The 20,077-nt window shown below is 43.1% G+C and carries 18 protein-coding genes and 2 tRNA genes; 12 read left to right on the top strand and 8 right to left on the bottom strand.

All coding sequences use genetic code 11. The features are described from left to right. The first annotated feature begins 3 nt into the window (after positions 1-3). The 4 genes from K370_RS09985 to K370_RS09970 are packed head-to-tail and all read left to right on the top strand — an operon-like array spanning position 4 to position 3,740. Positions 4-894 (top strand): type II secretion system F family protein, encoded by an 891-nt coding sequence (locus K370_RS09985; protein ID WP_047541275.1) that lies wholly within the window; start codon positions 4-6, stop codon positions 892-894. Next, positions 895-1,797: a hypothetical protein gene (locus K370_RS11875; protein ID WP_052185220.1), complete on the top strand. Its 903-nt coding sequence runs from the start codon at positions 895-897 to the stop codon at positions 1,795-1,797. After that, on the top strand, positions 1,790-2,104 hold the full coding sequence (locus tag K370_RS09975; protein WP_052185219.1) for a DUF3613 domain-containing protein: 315 nt from the start codon (positions 1,790-1,792) through the stop codon (positions 2,102-2,104). Before K370_RS11875 ends, K370_RS09975 begins: the two co-directional genes overlap by 8 nt. Beyond that, positions 2,085-3,740 carry a pilus assembly protein TadG-related protein gene (locus tag K370_RS09970; protein ID WP_047541274.1) on the top strand — a complete coding sequence of 552 codons (1,656 nt, stop codon included), beginning with the start codon at positions 2,085-2,087 and terminating at the stop codon, positions 3,738-3,740. The genes K370_RS09975 and K370_RS09970 overlap by 20 nt, the downstream gene beginning before the upstream one ends. Positions 3,741-3,871: 131 nt before the next feature. On the opposite strand, the gene K370_RS09965 is transcribed toward K370_RS09970, so the two are convergent. From K370_RS09965 to K370_RS12300, 4 genes are all read right to left on the bottom strand, one after another. Next, a complete protein-coding gene (locus tag K370_RS09965; protein ID WP_152603145.1) occupies positions 3,872-4,054 on the bottom strand; it encodes a hypothetical protein in 183 nt (60 codons plus the stop codon). Positions 4,055-4,431: 377 nt separating this feature from the next. Further along, entirely contained in the window at positions 4,432-5,475 is a 1,044-nt protein-coding gene (locus K370_RS09960; protein WP_052185218.1) for a cupin-like domain-containing protein, read from the bottom strand. Positions 5,476-5,512: 37 nt separating this feature from the next. After that, entirely contained in the window at positions 5,513-7,216 is a 1,704-nt protein-coding gene (locus K370_RS09955) for a ShlB/FhaC/HecB family hemolysin secretion/activation protein (RefSeq protein WP_047541271.1), read from the bottom strand. Positions 7,217-7,296: 80 nt separating this feature from the next. Further along, a complete protein-coding gene (locus K370_RS12300; RefSeq protein WP_047541270.1) occupies positions 7,297-9,372 on the bottom strand; it encodes a hypothetical protein in 2,076 nt (691 codons plus the stop codon). A gap of 343 nt (positions 9,373-9,715) precedes the next feature. Between K370_RS12300 and K370_RS09945 the strand changes: the two genes are divergently transcribed. Further along, entirely contained in the window at positions 9,716-10,870 is a 1,155-nt protein-coding gene (locus K370_RS09945; RefSeq protein ID WP_052185217.1) for an OmpA family protein, read from the top strand. A gap of 233 nt (positions 10,871-11,103) precedes the next feature. Here K370_RS09945 and K370_RS09940 read toward each other — a convergent pair. Beyond that, a tRNA-Asp gene (locus tag K370_RS09940) sits at positions 11,104-11,180 on the bottom strand. Positions 11,181-11,266: 86 nt separating this feature from the next. After that, positions 11,267-11,342: transfer RNA gene (locus K370_RS09935), tRNA-Val, on the bottom strand. A 183-nt stretch (positions 11,343-11,525) separates the two neighbouring features. Here K370_RS09935 and ribA point away from each other — a divergent pair. Then, positions 11,526-12,122, top strand: a complete 597-nt coding sequence (gene ribA / locus K370_RS09930) for a GTP cyclohydrolase II (protein WP_047541268.1) — start codon at positions 11,526-11,528, stop codon at positions 12,120-12,122. A 74-nt stretch (positions 12,123-12,196) separates the two neighbouring features. Here ribA and K370_RS09925 read toward each other — a convergent pair whose 3' ends face one another. Beyond that, complete coding sequence (locus K370_RS09925) at positions 12,197-12,433, bottom strand: DUF2798 domain-containing protein (RefSeq protein ID WP_047541266.1); 237 nt, start codon at positions 12,431-12,433, stop codon at positions 12,197-12,199. A gap of 143 nt (positions 12,434-12,576) precedes the next feature. Between K370_RS09925 and K370_RS09920 the strand changes: the two genes are divergently transcribed. Further along, the gene (locus tag K370_RS09920) at positions 12,577-13,509 is read left to right on the top strand and encodes a LysR family transcriptional regulator (protein ID WP_047541265.1); all 933 of its coding nucleotides are present in this window, start codon (positions 12,577-12,579) and stop codon (positions 13,507-13,509) included. A gap of 5 nt (positions 13,510-13,514) precedes the next feature. Here the strand turns inward: K370_RS09920 and K370_RS09915 are convergent, their stop codons facing one another. After that, the gene (locus K370_RS09915) at positions 13,515-14,045 is read right to left on the bottom strand and encodes a DUF3617 domain-containing protein (protein WP_047541263.1); all 531 of its coding nucleotides are present in this window, start codon (positions 14,043-14,045) and stop codon (positions 13,515-13,517) included. Positions 14,046-14,208: 163 nt separating this feature from the next. On the opposite strand from K370_RS09915, the gene K370_RS09910 reads away from it, so the two are divergent. From K370_RS09910 to ybaL, 5 genes are all read left to right on the top strand, one after another. Continuing rightward, a complete protein-coding gene (locus K370_RS09910) occupies positions 14,209-15,612 on the top strand; it encodes an MFS transporter (protein ID WP_047541262.1) in 1,404 nt (467 codons plus the stop codon). 92 nt (positions 15,613-15,704) lie between these two features. After that, entirely contained in the window at positions 15,705-16,505 is an 801-nt protein-coding gene (locus K370_RS09905; protein WP_047541260.1) for a sulfite exporter TauE/SafE family protein, read from the top strand. A 31-nt stretch (positions 16,506-16,536) separates the two neighbouring features. Next, positions 16,537-17,424, top strand: a complete 888-nt coding sequence (locus tag K370_RS09900) for a DMT family transporter (protein ID WP_047541259.1) — start codon at positions 16,537-16,539, stop codon at positions 17,422-17,424. A 128-nt stretch (positions 17,425-17,552) separates the two neighbouring features. Beyond that, entirely contained in the window at positions 17,553-18,092 is a 540-nt protein-coding gene (locus K370_RS09895) for a hypothetical protein (protein ID WP_047541257.1), read from the top strand. Between the two features lie 236 nt (positions 18,093-18,328). Beyond that, positions 18,329-20,032 carry a YbaL family putative K(+) efflux transporter gene (gene ybaL, locus K370_RS09890; protein ID WP_047541255.1) on the top strand — a complete coding sequence of 568 codons (1,704 nt, stop codon included), beginning with the start codon at positions 18,329-18,331 and terminating at the stop codon, positions 20,030-20,032. Positions 20,033-20,077 lie beyond the last annotated feature (45 nt).

Below are 20,077 nucleotides of genomic sequence, written 5' to 3'. Positions count from 1 at the left end.
ATTATGAATTCTCTGACGCTTATATTTATTGTGTTAATGCTAGCCAGTGCGGTGTTTTTACTCATTGATATCATGAGCATGCGTAAAAATAACAAACTATCCGATCGATTTGAAGAGGCTCTTCAAAGTCAGCAACAGACATCGAACCAATCAGAATCATGGCTTCGTAAGCGGTTAAAACCTGGCTTTGAAAATGGTGGTGAAATAAGCCAACTACTAGTTAAAGCAGGTTGGGACACACCCCATGCACGCATGCTGTTTTGGGGATTTGGCAGGATTCTACCCATCGTAGCTTCAATAACGATATATTTCCTGCTGGTCACTTTGGGAAATGACAATCAGAACGCGTTGTTAATGGGCGTATTTTCTTTTGCATCACTATTTGTTTTGGCCAATATGATTTTGCGCAGGCGCGCAGCGTTTGTTGAAAAAGCGATTGTAAAAGAGCTTGTGCCATTTTTACATATGTTACGCATGCTGTTTAATTCTGGCTTATCGCTTGAACACGCATTAATTATATTGGTTGAGCAAACGGGCAACTTATTTCCACATTTTTCAAGGCAATTGCAACGCGTGTTGTTAAATTTAAATGCCGGTCAAGATCAATCTGATGCGTTAATGAATATGGCTAAAGCACTCAATATTCAAGAAGTGACCGATACTGTTGCCATACTTGCGCAGGTGACACGCTACGGCGGAAATGTACAAGCATCGCTAGGTCAATACATTGCTCTGATTGAAACGCGTCAGTTTTCCAGCCTGCGTGAATATGTAAGTAAGCTATCGGCCAAAATGAGTATTGTGATGATTGTTTTCATGTTCCCAGCATTGCTCATTTTTATTGCCGGGCCAGGTTTTATCGGTATCTCTGATGCACTAAAAGGACAGTTATAAATGCAAACAGTCCGGGTGAACAATATTTTAGCGGTAACAACTACTACGGTTTTATTCATGCGCTTGCTAACCAGCAGATTGCTTGCATTCGCCCTGCTGACGGCAATATCGAACATTTCAATTGCTGCAGCGAATACACAGCTTTCAAAATGCGCAGAACTCGCAGCTGAAGACAATACTAATTTGAACATGGTTAGTCAGTTATTAAACGAAAAAAAGCCCTTTGCTGCACTCGCTTTTATCGACTCTTTTAATATTGATTTACCCCAGCTTGAGTTACTAAAAGCGAATAGCTTGCGCCAAATGAACAGACAAGCCGAAGCAGCGACTATTTATAATAAATTAACAACAAGTTGTGTCAGCGCCTTTGCCTATCAAGGATTAGGCTTAATCTCCAATCAACGTGGTCAACACCAAGACTCTGTTAACTATTTAAAAGCAGCCGCCAAATTAGCGCCTATAAACAGCACAATAAGAAGTGACTATGGATTTTCCTTAATGTCGATAGGTGACTTTAAATCATCACTCAATGAATATTTAACTGCTATTGAGTTAGATGGTAGAAATCAGCTTGCTAAATATAATCTTTTGGCACTTCTGTATAAGAGCAATCAAATTGACCAAGCAAATCAATTTGCAAAACGTTACAACCTTTCTGAAGTAGAAGTTAATAAGGTCAAGCAAGATCTACAAATCAAACAAGACACATCACCCAATACAGAACAACCAGCCAAGTTGCAAGATGCCGATGCAAATAATAAAGCCGCGCAAACAAGCGATGTAGAAACGCATGCTGTTACATTTGAAGATGAGAAAAAAACCAATACAGCAGTCTGTTTAGGCACATCTGACGTATGCACGGGAATACTTTCAATGGAATTAGGGAGCAAAATTTATGAATAAGAAACTTGCAATAGCAATGTCTATTTTGCTGGCAATGGCTTTCCAGCAAGCCATACAGGCCGAAGAGCTTGAGAGTGGTAATCAGGTTGCCGCGGATTCATCATCAAATAATACAAAACTATTAGACGCAAACTCAGAGCCTGCAACCCAAACATGGCTTGAGTTACAACGCTCTGGTAATCAGGCATCTCCACATGCGCAAACACTTTCTGGGCCAGTCATGCAAAATGTATATGAGCGCTATAAGGAAAGCTTCAGTCGCCCGATTCCTCAGATGACAGAACAAGATGCGCGCAAAATCAAATAGGCATTTTCAGCGCGGTGCAATTGGTATTCTAGGTGCCCTCACCTTATTATTATTGGTTATATTTACCGCACTGGTAATTGATAGTACGCGGTTATGGATGGTTAAGCGACAACTACAAACCGTTGCCGATATGAGTGCCATTGAAGCAGCTAGAGGGCTCGGCGGCTGTAGCCCCAGCTTAGGCGATGTGTTTACCAGAGCCAACCAGGCCGCGTTGGCAAATGGTTATACTGAAAATCTCGCTAACGCACCGAATATTGTAGAAATGGGTAGCGTCAGTACCGTTGCAGGACGACGTCACTTTACTGCAGACGGTTCAGCACGGGCTGTGCATGTAAAAGTGACTAAAAAAGTACCCGCCAGTTTAATTGCAAAAGGTGTTTTTGGTAACGACGTGACACTTTTCGCAGAAGCAGTGTCTTTACCTAATGCTTCCATTGCAGCCTTTAATATTGGCACCACGGCTTTAACGCTTAATACAGAAGACTCTCTCCTACTTGACGGCTTATTGAGCGGATTGCTAGGCTCAACTATCAAGTTGGACTTGGTTTCTTACCAAGGATTGGCTAACACGAATATTACCCTAGCCGATTTGATTAAAGTGGAAGGATCTGTGCTGTCTGTAGATGAGTTACTGGATACGCAATTTAGTGCGGGTCAATTGCTGACATTAGTCTCTGAGGCAGTTAAGTTACCTGAGAACGCTGTGCCCGACTTGGTTAATGTGGCTTTATCGAAATTAGTTGTAGGAGCAGCTCACAATACGCAAATCAGTTTGGGTCAGCTTCTCAATGTCAATCAAAACTCACAGGCTGAGGCGTTGAATGCCAAGCTAAACGTGCTGAACTTGGTCAATATGATTGCTAGTGTGTCTAACGGTCAGAATGCCGTGACTATCCCATTGGCAGTCAACTTGCCAGGTTTGGTCAGTGTTAATGCCATTGTAAATGTGATTGAGCCCGCACAAATGGCCATTGGCCCACCGCCCGCAGTTGAAAATGCTGAGGCTTGCACATTCGCCAAAACGGCTCAAGTAAGGGTTGGCGTTGCTGTACTTGTAAACGTGCTTGGTCTTGCTAAAGTCGACTTGGCTCTAAATGTTCAAGCGGCTAATGGAAGCGCAGCATTACGTAGCATTAAGGGAAGCAACACTACCACTGATATTGCTTTTGAAACCAATACCAGCTTGCTTACTACTTCACTGACCAATACAGCAGGATCTGGGCCTGCCAGAATCTCATTGCTCGCTGGTTTAGTACCATTGGCCGATATCGGTTTAAATATACCTCAGCCTTCATCTACGGCAAGGACTTCGATCATGCAAATAGAAAGGCCCGTAAAAGATCACCTCCCACAAACATTGACTGTCAATGGCTCTCTAAGCAACACATTTGAGCAGTTATTTTCACAACCAGGCGCCTTAAAAGTTGAGCTACTTGGTGGCGCTCTTGATCTGCTTGGCGTTTTGACTGCATTAGTTAATGAAGTTGTTAGTACTGTTGTTGCACCTTTACTTACTTCAATTAGCAAACTGCTTTTAGACCCATTACTTAAAATACTCGGCATCAGTATCGCCAATATGGATGTCACCGTAGATGATGTGATTCTGACCAACTCTGGTTCACTGGTGATATAAATGAAATAAGGGCGATGTAGCCGCAGCTAAAAAGCCGTATATTTGGTTGATTAAAGTGTGCAACAGGGTCTAACCAAAATTAGGCCAGTTGCCATCAATATGACCAATCGAGCCATATTTAAACATTTCAATTAATCGTCGGGCTGGTATATCAGGTGAGTATGCTCACCCAGCATGCTAATAATCTTTTTATGCGCGTGATCGATAAATGCCTGTGTAGCCTTACGATTACCCTTTGACTCATCAATCTCTACGATGTAGTAGGCCAACGTATCCAAATCACTTAACTTCACAGGGATTATCATTTTTTCCATATCTGCTTCACTCATGTGACCACCCTTTCCTTACACATATTGATCTAATGACATCCTAAGCCACTAGAGCACCTAATCTTCAATTACAGATATTATTATATATCCATACTATCATTTTTATCATTTTAAAAGGAATATTTGCACGAAGGCGAATTTTCCCACTGAGTGATGATGTTAATATCGGTTGAAATTCAGCAGCGTAAGGACGGCATACTCTACAAATGGCTGAACATTATGCTTGTGAAAATCGGCAGGATTTTATGACGTTAACTTTAAAGTCTGGCATCAATCGGCCAGCAAGCTAAATCGCTTCTGGATTGTCTAAAGTCTCATGCACTAGTTATCGGTTGAATGGTGTATCAGCGTAAATAAACCTATCAAACTGCATGATAGGTTTTATACATCGATGAAAAATCATTATCAAACAAAAAGTTTGTAAACGACATGGTCATGCTGATATCAAGCCCGCGAACGTAATGCCAGCAACCGACGGGTAAAAACAATATCTCTCCGGCATTTAACTCACAATCGATGATATTGACATGGCGCATCAGCGGAAATCTATCGTAATCAATGTTATCAAGATCGACCTCGCTATAGCAATGCAGGTGGTTATATACATAAGGCAGCTCGTTAGACTGAATCAATCTGACCAGTTTTTTACCATAGACCTGCGCCATAAAGTTATTAGTCAAATCGTGATGTAACGGTGTAATTGTCCCTTTAGGGCCAAACCATAAAAAACCACGCTGTGCACTATTGCCATCAAGATACTCTGGAATCTGCACGACATCATCCCAAAGCTCGCGTAACGCAGTTGCGTTATGCCCACTATTGTTAGCGGTAAGATACAAATCATTCGTTTCACCGCCATTCACAATCGTATCAACAAAATCAGCCAGCGCGATTTTCTGCTTATGTTGCTGGCTTTCAATTTCATAGCGTTGATTCTCGTTACGCTTAGCCTGCACCTCTACAATGCGCTCGCCAAAATGCGTTTTGAAATAATCGGGCGTCCATTTTTTTAGTGCAGGCCAATCATCCATCATGCCTGTAATAATCACAGGCCGATTAGTAGAATAGAAATGATAAAAGAAATCCGTGCGACTAAGTTTGTGAATACGTTGTATTTGCCCCCAGTTGGGCAATAACTTATCTAGCTTGCGGTGAATCTGCAGCGCCCATTCGCGCTTTGCCAGCCTGTTACTAAGCTGGCTGGCTGCATGTAAATATGGGCTGGCTTGCGCTAACCCAATTTCTCTTATTGCGACCATTTTACTAAACCCGTTAGCAACAAGTATCTCTTGCAGACTTTCTACTGTCGCACCTAACATTAAGTTCTGCGCAATCCATACGCGCCAGCTGTCATCAAAAACTGGTTGAATGCCTGCCTGACTACTATTTTTTTGCGGTAGATTCATTAACAATCATCTTTCATGGATATTCAAATACACACGATCAATTCAATAGTAATCCATAGTTCATGCTAAACGTCACATCATTAGGCGCATTATTCAGGCTTTTACTACTGAGTGCTTTTGCTAGTGAAAGATCCACCGTGCCACCTACGTCTGCTTTAAGGCGCAAACCCAGTGCTATCGATGTCATGCGTTCAATATTCGTGCGATCAATTGCCTCGAAATTTTGAATCGTTCGGGCTGATTCGAATAAGGCATAAGGCTGAATCGCCACCAACTTGAAATATGAAAAATCATAAAACACTGGCAACTGTTTATTCAGCTCAAGCGCTAAACCCCAGCCGGAATCTCCAGATAAAAAGCCAGGTGCAAATGCGCGGCCATATTGATACCCACCAAACTGGATACGTTCAGACAATGGCAATTGATTATCGCTATACTGTGCATTAAGCGATATAGCCGTACCTAATCCGTATGAAAAAGCATTATTTTGTGAGAGAGAAAGATTTAACTTTGTGAAATCGATATTGTCAGGATTAACCAGTTTCTGATTAAAAGCAAAATTGGTTTTAGCACTTTTTGACGCCCCTAAAATATCAAGGCCTTTGGTTAAAGTAAGCTGCAAGCGCCGACTCTGCGATGCGCTTAACGTAGAGTACGCAGCGCCTACTGACAGTGCTCTTGAATTTGTTTTTTGGGTAATGCTGCGAAATGTATCCTGACTCTGTATTTTATCTTCGTAATTTGTTGTCGATAAAGCAACGGTGCCAATTAAACTTTCATTCCGATTAATCAATATAGGATAGCTTAACGATGAGCTTAACCTTAAGGAAAAGATATCCCGAGTTAGACCAGACGGCAATTGGCCATCAGAATTCCCCTGATACATGGAGCTATTAAGCCTTAACACTAAACCTTTGCTGCCAATCATTTGCGAATAGGAAGCAGCGTAATATTCCTCATCTTGTTGCGATGCTAATGTGGAAAATGAAAACTGCTCTGCGGCTGCAGTTTGGCCGCCACCCTGTACTGTTATAACCGCACGCGCTACAGGTTTTAAAGATTCAAGATTAAGGCCTGCTGATATTAATTTTCTGCTGGCTACAATCTTTAATTCCGATGCGCCATCGCGTCTTTCTGGTAACTGTAACGACGCCTGAATAGCCAAACCAGGTACCAATGACAGCAAACTATTGCTGCGCTCCATCGTCTTTTGGGTTAACGGTTTTTCCTGCAGCATAGGCTCAACAATAGAGCGAATTTTACTTTCTGTCGGCCCAAAATCTCCCTTGAGACTGACAGTGCCAACGTAGCCCTCGATCACTAAAACAGTCACTTTGTGATGACTAAAATCTTGAGCTGGAATATAGGCAAACGATAGTGGATAACCTTTATTTGCATAAATCTTTGTGACATTACTCGCTAAATCAATCACTTCCTTTAAAGTGAGTGATTGATTTAAATAAGGCTTAAAAACGGCGTTCACTTCTTCAAATGGAATTGATTTAACTCCTTGAATATCAAAGTTTTCAACAGTCAACTTGGTTGCCAATAGCTGTTGTAATTTAGGGTCAACCGACTCCGTTGGGCGTTTGATATCAACAGGACTACTTGCAGTTGGCTTTGCCCTTTCAACTTTAGGTAAAGTATCTTCGGGGTTAGCGTTTGCATATACCTGCTGAGCAAATACAAAGCTAGATACTAAGATAACAAATTGAAAAAAAGATGTGAGGCGTTTTATCATGCGATTAACTCTTAGACTTAATATAAAAAAACCTTAACGCTGTTAAGCAGCGCTAAGGTTCGATTAGTGGTTAAGATTAATTACAATCCACCCAATAAACCTGTCACCGGCGCTAATAATCCAGTGACTGGAGCAAGGACATTACCCGCACCATTGCCGCCTAATAAGCCAGTGACTGGTGCTAATAAGTTTGTAGCTGGTGAGCTAGTACCAGCACTGCCACTAGTAAGTGGCAGTAAGCCTGTAGGTCCAATAACTGGATCTAACAGTGCTGAAGATCCACCAGCTGGTGTAGTTAATGGCAACAAACCACCTTGACCGACGATTGGGTCTAACAATCCACCAGTAACCGGAGCTAGCGCGCCTGTCACTGGAGTTAATAAACCTGTTACTGGTGCCAGTACATTCCCTGCCCCACTACCAGCTAATAGACCAGTCACTGGTGCAAGCAAGTCGCCAGCACCACTACCGCCTAATAAACCGGTTACAGGGGCAAGTAAGTCACCCGTACCATTGCCACCCAACAATCCCGTCACCGGAGCTAGTAAATCTCCCGCGCCATTGCCGCCCAATAAGCCAGTGACTGGCGCAAGTAAATCACCCGTACCATTGCCACCCAACAATCCCGTCACCGGAGCTAGCAAATCCCCCGCGCCATTGCCGCCTAACAAACCAGTCACTGGAGCAAGCAAGTCGCCTGTGCCAGCACCACCTAGTAAATCTGTTACTGGTGCTAATAAGTTAGTAACTGGTGAACTGGTGCCCGCGCTTCCACTTGTGAGTGGTAGTAAACCTGTAGGCCCAATAACCGGATCTAACAGTGCTGAAGTTCCCCCAACTGGTGTGGTTAATGGTAATAAACCACCCTGACCGACGATTGGGTCCAATAATCCACCAGTAACCGGAGCTAGTGCGCCTGTCACTGGAGTTAGCAAGCCTGTTACGGGTGCTAGTAAGTCACCGGCACCGCTACCACCTAATAATCCAGTCACTGGAGCTAGTAAATCTCCTGCGCCATTGCCGCCTAACAAGCCAGTCACTGGAGCAAGCAAGTCGCCTGTGCCAGCACCGCCCAATAATCCAGTTATTGGGGCAAGGACGTTACCCGCACCATTACCACCTAGTAATCCTGTTACTGGCGCTAACAAGTCCGTGACCGGTGAGCTGGCACCAGCAGCACTGCCACTAGTAAGTGGTAGTAAGCCTGTAGGGCCAATAACAGGGTCTAACAGTGCCGAAGTTCCGCCAGCTGGCGTAGTTAATGGCAGTAAACCACCTTGACCGACGATTGGGTCAAGCAATCCACCAGTAACCGGAGTTAGTGCGCCCGTCACTGGAGTGAGCAAGCCTGTTACTGGCGCTAACAAATCCGTAACTGGAGAATTGGTACCTGCGCTTCCACTAGTAAGTGGCAGTAAGCCTGTAGGTCCAATAACTGGATCTAATAAGGCTGATGGCCCACCAGCTGGCGTGGTTAATGGTAATAAACCACCCTGACCGACGATTGGATCTAATAATCCACCAGTAACTGGAGCTAGTGCGCCTGTCACTGGAGTTAGCAAGCCAGTAACTGGTGCCAATAAACCTGTCGCCGGAGCAAGCAAACCATCTAATGGTGAGCTAGTTCCAGTGTTTCCGCTAGTCAGTGGTAACAAGCCGTCAGGACCAATGACTGGATCTAATAACGTTTGTGAACCCCCAGCTGGAGTAGTCAGTGGCAACAAGCCATCAGGGCCAATGACTGGATCTAATAGTGCGCCTGTCGTGCCAGTAGTATTACCTGAAGTCAATGGCAACAAACCACCAGGACCAACAAGTGGATCTAATACCGTTTGTGAGCCTCCTGTAGGCGATGTTAGCGGCAACAACCCACCGGCACCAATGATTGGATCCAACAATGTTAATGGCGTTGGCGTTGGCGTTGGCGTTGGCGTTGGCGTTGGCGTTGGTGTTGGTGTTGGTGTTGGTGTTGGTGTTGGTGTTGGTGTTGGTGTTGGTGTTGGTGTTGGTGTTGGTGTTGGTGTTGGTGTTGGTGTTGGTGTTGGTGTTGGTTTAACAATCGCACCCAAGCCATCACTGTTCACACTACTGCAACCGACCACCAATAATGATGATAGAAGCAATGGAATAACTTTGTACTTTAATTTTATCGCCATGATAAAGACTCCCTTAGTAAAAACTACAATCCGTTTTAATGTCCATTAACCCCAGACACCGTTATTATCATTTTTATCATTTAATAAGGAAAGGTCAAGTTTTTTTTGTAAAAACTATATATAAAACGGGGGAAATGTCTTAATTAGCGTATTAACTAGTAAAATTCATCATAATTGATGTATCATTTTTACTATTTAGTTGAATGCATAGTGCTATCATAGCTGTATGAATTATTAAGCCGCTGTTAACTAATCAGGCTTTAAGTAGAGGTGTGAATGTTTATCGGTAAACACTACTTAGATAGCCTCCAATAAAATACTTAAATAAGGGAAACTAAATATTATGCTTACTTTTAAAAAGCTAATGCTTGCTAACAAAAAAGCTTTCAATGTCGCGTTAACTGCAACCACACTAATGAGCTTTGGTCATGCTTATGCTGCTGACGCCACCCCATTTTCTACAGAGTCCTGGTATGCAATTGGTGGTTCTGGCCTGTTTTACCCAGATGCAGATTTAGATGCAAAGGATGACACGCCAGGTGTACATTTTAGACTGGGTAAAGAAGTAACTGACAATATCGACATACAGGCCGGCCTTTCCTACAATAAAACTAAAGAAGACTCTCCATCATTTAGCGGCGGTCATTACAAACAACTAAACTTTACTGTTGATGCTTTATATTTATTGAGCAGAGATAAATTCAGACCATTCTTATTAGCCGGTATTGGCGCGGCCAACAATAAAATCAATTACGATATCGCACCAGGATTTACACCAACAGGCAAAGTAACAGGCTCCAACACTTCTTTTGCCGGCAATGTTGGTATTGGCTTTCAATACTTACTAAATGATAAATTAGGTATACAAGCAGATTTCAGAAGAATCTTCAGTGATGTAGAAGTGGGTACCAGTGAGCTAAGTCATTCAAAAGGCTCATCAGCGAACAATCAATTAAACTTCGGACTGCTGTATCGGTTTGGCGGCAAGCCTGCAATAATTGCTGCGCCAGAACCTGTAGCAGCGCCTGTTGAGAAAATAGTGGAAGTAATAAAATACGAACCAGCACCTGTTGTGCCACCACCAGCACCACTTATTTTTGAGAAACAGACATTTAACGGTAGCGCATTATTTGCACTGAACAGCGACACGTTATCTGAAACGGGCAAATACGAATTAAAAACAAAAATCGCCAACAAAATGATCGAGCACCCAGAAGTGACTAGCGTCACAATTGAAGGTCATACAGATAGATTGGGGAGCAAGCAACTAAATGACAGGCTTTCTTTATCTAGAGCAAACGCTGTTAAAGAGTACCTAGTAAATCAAGGTGTCGCCGAGAGTCGATTACGCACTATCGGAAAAGGCTCGAGTGATCCGATCGTCAATTGCCCTGGCACACGAAGCAAAAAAGTAATTGATTGCCTGCAACCTAATCGCCGCGTAGTAATTGCGATTGAAACACAAAAGCTTTTGCAAGCCGACAATCCAACTCAGTAAAGGGAAAATGTACATTAGGACAGGCGCTTCCTAATGATTGGAATACTTAGAAGTCACTCTTGGGCTTGTCCAAGAGAGGCTAAAGGTTCTTAAAATAGCGTCACCGAGAAAAGAGCTAAATTCAAAATTAAGATAACTTTAAGCACTACAGAGATTCAAAAAGAGAAAAAGCCCCGTTAACAACGGGGCTTTTTGCGCTAAGCTGAATCAGCACTGATTCAACCCAGACTTGTTGGCGGAGTGGACGGGACTCGAACCCGCGACCCCCGGCGTGACAGGCCGGTATTCTAACCAACTGAACTACCACTCCAGTTTTTTACTACTTAATTTGTATTATCTAAATAATACAAAAACTTAAACCCCTTAAAATGAATCATAAGGCGATTATGTTAGTGATGGTGGGTGCTAACGGGGTCGAACCGCTGACATTCGCCTTGTAAGGGCGACGCTCTACCAACTGAGCTAAGCACCCTGCTTAACTAACAGGACGCGCATTCTACAATATATTATGAACGTTAGACAACTTAAATTAAGTGCTTTTAAATAATAATTTTAGATAATGACTCAGTTAATTTTTGAAGCTTATAATGACTAAACTAACCATTGCTAAATTTTTTGAAATAAATCGCCAAATATTAAGTCTTAAAGAAAATTAATGAGCAACATCACTCGAGTTTCAACATCCAAATTGCCAACAGCATTTGGAGATTATTTAATCTATTTATACCAAGACCTTACAACGGCTACGGAGCACGTAGCGCTGGTAATGGGCAATGTTCACCTGCAACAGAATGTTCTCGTCAGGGTACATTCAGAGTGCTTAACGGGGGATATATTCTCTTCAAAACGCTGCGATTGTGGTGAGCAACTTAAACTCGCCCAACAGTTAATTGCTGCAGAAGGCTTGGGAGTTATTGTTTATCTACGAGACCATGAGGGCAGGGGCATTGGTTTAGCCAATAAAATTCGTGCCTATGCGCTGCAGGATGAGGGTCTGGATACTGTTGAAGCCAATCTTGCACTTGGCCTGCCTATTGATAGCCGTACATTTGATATTGCCGCAGAAATACTACACGACTTGCAGGTTAAATCCATTCGGTTAATGAGCAATAATCCAGCCAAATGCGGTGCATTAAAAACACATGGCACGTTGGTGAATAGCCTTGTGCCACTAAAAATCATCTCAAACGAATCAAACAAACATTACCTGCAAACAAAAAAAGATAAATTAGGCCACCTATTGAACGAGTAGTAGCACCTTTAAAATCAATCGATGGACGAAACCAGCAAAAAACACTGTGTAGAAAAGTTAAGCAAACAATGTCATTAATGCGCTCTCACTACTAAAGTAACAAGCTTAACTACAATCGGCCTAACAACCAGCACACATACAAATGCGACAGGCATCGCCAATGTATAGGCGCGTATGACACGCGGTAAATAATCAGCACTTAACCCGCTATTGGCAGCAACAATCACCATGCACATCAAAAATGCCATGATGCCAGCCATAAAGAACGCAAATACGTAATGTGTATAGCGCTTGGGAATTTTTATTTCCATCCGAGCCCTTATTGATTAAAACTTAAACGATTAAAAGTTAAGTCATGAATCTTAATGGTAAAACCTACGAGCCGGTAGAGTGTTAACACTATATGCATTAACAAGATAAACTATCGAATAATCATATAACTTCGATAGTGAATATGGATACATTAAGAAGTATTGAAAGTTTTGTTAAAGCAATTGAAGGTGGAAGCATTGCCGCTGCCGCTCGCATGCAAGGCATCACCCCAGCGGCAGCGAGTCAGAACATTTTAAGGCTTGAATCGTCATTAAACGCGCGCTTACTCAAGCGTACAACACGTAGTCTAGCCTTAACCGAGGCTGGCGAAATTTATTATGCCAAGGTGCGTCACATCATCAGTGATATTGAAAGCGCAAAGTCACTAGTCACTGAATTTCACGGAGAACCTCAAGGGCGATTAAAAATAGCAGCATCTGCTGCATTTGGTCGCCATGTGCTGTCTTCGATTGTTCCAACATTCACTGCGCTGCACCCCAGATTATCCATTGAACTGGTTTTGACAGACCGCAATGTTGACCATGTTAAAGAGGATATCGACATCAGCATTCGATTCAAGCAACAATTGGAGCTTGGTCTGGTTGCTAGAAAGATTGCCACTGTTCCAGTTATATATTGTGCATCACCTGCTTATATTGCACGGAAAAGTCAGCCCAATGCGCCTGAAGAATTGCAACATCATGATTGCCTGATGTTCAGAATGCCGATGAATGGACGGCTAATGAACTGGGGATTTGTGCGAGATGCCTTGCGATTTGAACCTGAGATTAAACCATTTATCATCAGCAATGACATAAACTCACTAGCTGAACTCGCCATTGGTGGCGCCGGCATTACAAGACTTGCTGAATTTATTGCAAACCCTTTAATTAGAAATGGTCAATTGGTGGCTTTATTTCAACAATCGAAAGCCAATAGCTTGCCGACACATTCCGACAGCGAACCTCTGGAGTTTTATGCTTGTTTTCGCGACCAACACGCGATGACCCTAAAAGTAAAAACATTTGTGAGTCATTTGATTGCGTCAATGCCCGCAACATGGGAAATGGTTTGATTGTATTATTGTGGCAACGGCTTTGTGCTGCCACAATTGGTACCAACCCACTTACCACTCATATTGGCCTGTTCCTTAATCGGGTTGCCTTGCACCGTTCCATTAAATACGGTTTGCCCTGTAAAGTTTTCTGTATTGGTAAAAGTGCCTTCTGCCACCCCGCTGCCATCTAATTGCGGATTTTTGCAGACGAATTCCACACGATAGCTATTGCCGTTTTGCGTTGCTTTATTGACTGTACAACCCGCTTGCTCTTGAAAAGAGCTTGGCATAATTTTTTTATTCGCCATTTCTTGCGTAATACAGGCGTTCGACTTTGCTGCGCCATTTTGAATGGCTGGCATTTCAAAACCGTATTCTTTGGCTAATTGATTAATATTTTCCATTTGATCTGGTGGAATTTGTGCTGCAAGGCTCAATAGATTAGAAGTGGTCGTCATTTCCCACAAGCCAGGTTTCATCGGAGTTTCGGCAGAATTAGCACTGACTGCCAATGAGAGTGAAGTTAAAGTAAAAACAAGTAAATAGCGACGCATTCAGTATCCTGTGCAAAAATAATGGATAACTTTGAGAAAGCCAATTATCCACTAAGTTCAGATTGTTCATTGCATGACGCGTTAAACAGCGCCTACTAACAACACAAATCAGCGAGTCATATATGATGTCGCTTTAGCAAAAAATGCCCGCAGGAGATTTTAAATGTTACAAATAACGCCACATAATAAACAGTGGTTAACGCTTATTGTGCTTTGCCTTGGCGAATTAATGATCGTGCTGGATACAACAATCGTCAATGTAGCATTGCCGTCTATACGCATCGATTTAGGTTTCAGTGAAACGTCATTGGTATGGGTGGTGAATGCGTACATGCTCACTTTCGGCGGATTTTTGCTGTTAGGCGGACGGTTAGGCGATTTTTACGGGCATCGTAAAGTATTTCTCATTGGATTAACGCTTTTTGTCCTTGCATCGCTTGCCTGTGGAATTGCGAATTCTCAAAATGTGTTAATCGTCGCCAGAGCTATACAAGGGTTAGGTGGTGCCGTGGTTTCAGCCGTCGCGTTATCGCTGATTATGGATTTATTTACAGAGCCGAATGAGCGTGCAAAAGCGATGGGCGTTTATGGTTTTGTGTGTGCAGGCGGCGGTAGTATTGGTGTATTACTTGGCGGCTTATTAACAAGCGCATTCAGCTGGCATTGGATATTTTTGGTGAACTTACCAATCGGCATTGCGGTATACGTGCTTTGCATGCAATTATTGCCGCGCGATCAAACACAAACAGACGCAACAAGTCACGATGTGGGCGGAGCATTCACAATCACCGCATCACTCATGTTGGCTGTTTATGCTATCGTCAATGGTAACGAAGCTGGCTGGACCTCTATGCAAACGATTATGCTATTGTTGCTTTCTGCGGCCTTGTTGATTGCTTTTATCTTGATTGAGCAGCGCGTCAAAACACCTTTGATTCCACTTGGTATATTTCGATTGCATAATCTTGCCATAGCCAATGTGACTGCTGTTTTATGGGCAGCGTCAATGTTTGCCTGGTTCTTTATTTCGGCCCTGTATATGCAATCGGTGCTTGGTTACAGTGCATTACAAGTAGGCTTGGCTTTTTTACCTGCCAACTTAATTATGGCAGCTTTTTCGCTGGGCATTTCAGCCAGGTTAATCATGCGTTTTGGCTTAAAAATACCGCTCGCATCTGGTCTGTTATTTGCAGCGATTGGGCTTGCGCTGTTTGCTCGCTTGCCATTAGAAGGAAATTTTACAATCGATGTATTACCAGGCATGTTGTTGCTTGGCTTGGGCGCTGGCATCGCCTTTAACCCGATGTTGCTGGCGGCGATGAACGATGTAGAGCCGAGTGACTCTGGCTTGGCTTCTGGCGTGATTAATACTTCGTTCATGATGGGCGGCGCATTAGGTTTAGCGATACTGGCGAGCTTGGCGGCAATGCACACACGCCATTTAGCAGATAATGGGATAAGCGCGGTAACCGCGCTAAATGGCGGTTATCAATTGGCGTTTGCGATTGGTGCATTATTTGCATTGGCGGGTGCAATATTAAGCCTGTTTCTGACGTCAAAAAGATAATGCTTACTTGCTACTTAATGCCGTTTTACCCATTAATATCAGAGAATCTACAAGCGTTTTGGCGGTTAAATTAAAATTAGAAAGGTTATTGAGTGGGCGTTGAATTAATTGTCGCATTTGTGGTGCTGGGCGCTTTTGTCGGCGTGATGGCAGGTTTACTTGGCATTGGCGGTGGCGGTATTTTAGTGCCTGTTTTAACCTCCATTTTCATTTACCAAGGTGTTCCAAAAGACAGTGTTGTACATCTTGCACTCGGCACTTCAATGGCTTGCATCGCTTTAACTTCATTTTCCAGCATGCGCTCGCACCATAAAAATGGCGCGGTAGTTTGGTCGCTGGCAAAAATAATGTCTATCGGCATGATTGTTGGCACATTTTCAGCCACTTTTTTAACCGCTTACTTAAGCTCAAAAGCCTTAGCCATATTTTTTGCCGTTTTTATGGCTTATGTATCCATGCAAATGTTTAAAAAAAGCAAAGCGCCGTCAAGTACGGGGGAAATTAATAAAACTGAACTAAGATTGGTCACGCTAGGCATAGGTGCAGTTTCCGCATTGGTCTCCATTGGCGGAGGCTCACTCACTGTGCCGTATTTAACTTGGCGCGGTATTGATATTAGAAGCGCAATCGGTACATCCGCAGCATTGGGTTTTTACATTTCGGTTGCTGGTACGCTGGGTTATTTAATCAATGGCATGTTAAACAACACCACAGCAGAACACACCTGGGGCTATATTTATTTGCCAGCAGTATTGCTGGTGGCGATTCCAAGTTACTTTACTGCGCCGCTGGGCGCAAAGCTCACGCAACGCTTACCGATTCAAATATTGAAAAAAATATTCGGCGTACTGCTCATGATTTTAAGCTTGAAGATGGCTTTTTCATTTATTTAACACCAAGTATTTACGACACAGGGATGATGTTTTGTTAAGGACCTATTTATCAACCGCACTTGCCGCCATATTTTGGGGCGCCAATTTTAACTTGGCAAAACCAGTCGTTGCAGAAATGGGGCCTTATATTGCAGGCGCGACTCGTTATCTTTTGGCGGCAGCCATTATGTTGATGATTGTGAAATTTAAGGGTGAGCGCATTCCTGCGCGTTATTTCAAAACCTATCTCACGCTTGGCATAGTTGGCGTGTTTGGCTTTAATTTATTTTTCTTTATGGGCATGCAAACAACTTCAGCCGTCAATGGCGCGCTGATTATGGCACTTAACCCGCTATTAACAGCCGTTATCGCTTTTTTTGTCTTAAAGGATAAGCCCAATAATCGGCAAATGCTGGCATTTCCCATTGGCATTATTGGTGTGGCCATTGTCGTACTTGGCGCAGGCGCCACTTTGCGGGTATCAACTGGCGACATTTTTATCTTTATTGCTAATTTAAGCTGGGCTTTTTATAACGTGCTGGTGCGTAAAATTATGCCTAGCGATGTCAGTAGTATCGCCAGCACCGCAGGCATCATGTCGGTTGGCGCATTAGCATTAACGCTGGTTGCGGTTATTCATGGTGATGCGTTTATTTTACCTAGCATGCATGCTGGCTCGGCATTACTTATCATGAGCATTTGCGGCGGTGTGTTGTCTTATTTATTCTGGAATGCAGGCATCGCTAAACTGGGACCCGCTAAAGCAGCTATATTTATGAATCTCGTCCCTGTCACTTCAATTGTCATCGCCACTTTTGAAGGAATTCCGCCTAATTTGGCGCAATTAATGGGGGCGCTTATTGTCATTTGTGCGGTGACTTATAGCACATCTTCTGGCAGCGCCACCGCTAAGAAAGCGCCCACGATTACGCGTGAATAAAGGCAGCTTTTGAAATACGTGGTGATTTTGCAAACCATTACAACTTATAGCGTTAGTGAGAAAAATTTAGCGTTAAACTGTCTTTATAAAATGCTTAAATTAAACGCTTAAGATAACGCTTTCAAACCATGCTTAAAAAATACCTTAACGCTTCTAAACACCTTCAAAGACTTGTACTCACAAGCTTTGTCGTCACTTTTGCCAGCGCGCGCATTATTGTGCTATTAATTATGACGCGCGATATTCCAGATTTATTTCTGCATATTGGCGGCACACACGTTCATCATTTGAACTACGGCATTTTTCTACTTTCCGTGGTCGGTGCCGTGCTGCTATTTACTACACCTTCAAAAAAATGGTTAAGTGTCATTGCAGTTACCTATGGCGTAGGTTTGGCGTTAACTTTTGATGAGTTTGGCATGTGGTTGCATTTGGGCGGCAGTTATTGGCAACGTGCTAGCTTTGATGCGGTGACGATTATCGGCGGCATTCTACTACTCGCGACTTATACACCGCCCACGCATTGGACGTGGCGCAGATTCGCAGGAGCCGCGCTTATTGTTACAGTAATTAGTGTGTTTTGCTGGCGATTATCACTAACACTGCCATCCATTGAACAAATACTGATTCCAATATTGCACAACATTGAGAACCAAGGCCCGCATTAACAAAAAACCTAATTATTCAATTAAAAATCAATCACTTATCCATTAAATCTAAGCACCAGAAACTTAAAAAACACTCAGTTTCATTCTGTTCACTATAACAACTGCGTCATATTGAGATGATATATTTATAAAAAGGTAACGCCTTTACTAGATTATAATAAAAAAAATCAATCACTCTTAACGCAATTAATCATCTAAATATCACAATTTAATAAAAAATCTAACGATAAAAACCTATGGATCATAATTTAACACTTATCACCACTATCTCTGCAGGCTTTGGGCTGGCACTTATTTTGGGTTTCATTGCAGAGCGTTGCAAACTGCCCGCGTTGGTCGGCTATTTATTGGCAGGCATTCTCATTGGCCCAGCAACGCCAGGCTTTGTGGCAGATGTCGCGATTGCCTCTCAATTAGCTGAAATTGGCGTCATGCTACTGATGTTTGGTGTTGGTTTGCATTTTTCTATTAATGATTTAATGTCCGTTAGGCGCATTGCATTACCTGGCGCCCTTGTACAAATGACATTCGCCACGCTACTGGGCATGGCACTCGCACACTGGTGGGGCTGGACACTCGGTGAAGGACTGATATTCGGCTTGGCACTATCGTGCGCCAGTACTGTGGTGTTGTTAAAAGCGCTGGAATCTAGAGGCATTTTGGATAGTATGAATGGCAAAATAGCCATCGGCTGGCTGGTGGTTGAAGACCTGTTAACCGTGCTAGTGTTAGTTTTAATGCCGCCCTTAGCCGCTATTTTAGGTGGTGCCTCTACAGAAACCATTACCACCCCGTTATGGCAAACCATTGGCTTTACCCTTTTACAAGTAACCGCCTTTATTGTGCTGATGCTAGTAGTCGGCAAACGACTACTGCCATGGCTGTTGTGGCATGTGGCAAAAACTGGCTCGCGCGAACTATTCACTCTCGCCGTTATTTCTGCTGCCATTGGTATTGCTTTTGGCGCGGCCCATTTATTTAGCGTTTCATTTGCGCTAGGTGCGTTTTTTGCTGGCATGGTCATGCGCGAATCAGAATTCAGCCATCGAGCAGCAGAAGAGTCTTTGCCGTTGCGCGACGCATTTGCAGTGCTGTTTTTTGTATCGGTAGGCATGCTATTTGAGCCAGCGATTTTAGTAGAGCAACCATTTAACGTATTAGCCGTAGTCGCTGTCATTATTTTAGGCAAATCAATTGCTGCAATGGTCATTACTTTAGCATTCCGCTATCCACTAAATACTGCACTTACTGTGGCGGCAAGCTTGGCGCAAATTGGTGAGTTTTCTTTTATTCTAGCGGGTTTGGGCTTGTCATTAGGCATTCTGCCCACGCAAGGCATGAGCTTAATTTTGGCGGGCGCTTTAATTTCAATCGCCATGAATCCACTGATATTCTCCATGATCAAGCCGTTTAAAAAGTGGGCGCTCAGCTTTTCAGAGTTGGCTCGCCACCTTGAAAAGCGCACCGATCCATTCTCAGAACTACCCATGAGTACAGAACGAAAATACCTAGAAGGCCAAGTGGTGCTGGTAGGCTATGGCAGAGTGGGCAAACGCATCGCTGAAGCATTAACCAATAACAACATTCCTTTTGTTGTAGCCGAAGAAAATAGAGAGCTCGTCGAAAACTTGCGTAAGAAAGGATTGCCCGCTGTATCAGGCAATGCCTCTGAGCCAAGCGTGTTAATCCAAGCACATATTGCAAATGCGTCCATGTTGGTGATTGCCACACCAGATACAATTGATGTGCGAAAAATGGTGGAAACGGCAAAAACTCTTCAACCTGGAATTGAAATTGTCCTCAGAACGCATAATGAAGACGAATCAAAATTCTTAAGAGAAGACAAGATTGGCAAAGTGTTTTATGGTGAAGAGGAACTCGCAAAAGGTATGTGTGAATTTATTGTTAAGCAATACGCGCCAAAAAATATACATACTTAAGCGGTAATTTATTGACGCATCATCCGCGATAAAACCATGTTATTC

This window comes from Methylotenera versatilis 7, from assembly GCF_000799165.1.
Taxonomy (GTDB): domain Bacteria; phylum Pseudomonadota; class Gammaproteobacteria; order Burkholderiales; family Methylophilaceae; genus Methylotenera_A; species Methylotenera_A versatilis_A.
This window is presented reverse-complemented; position numbering and strand designations above follow the sequence as displayed.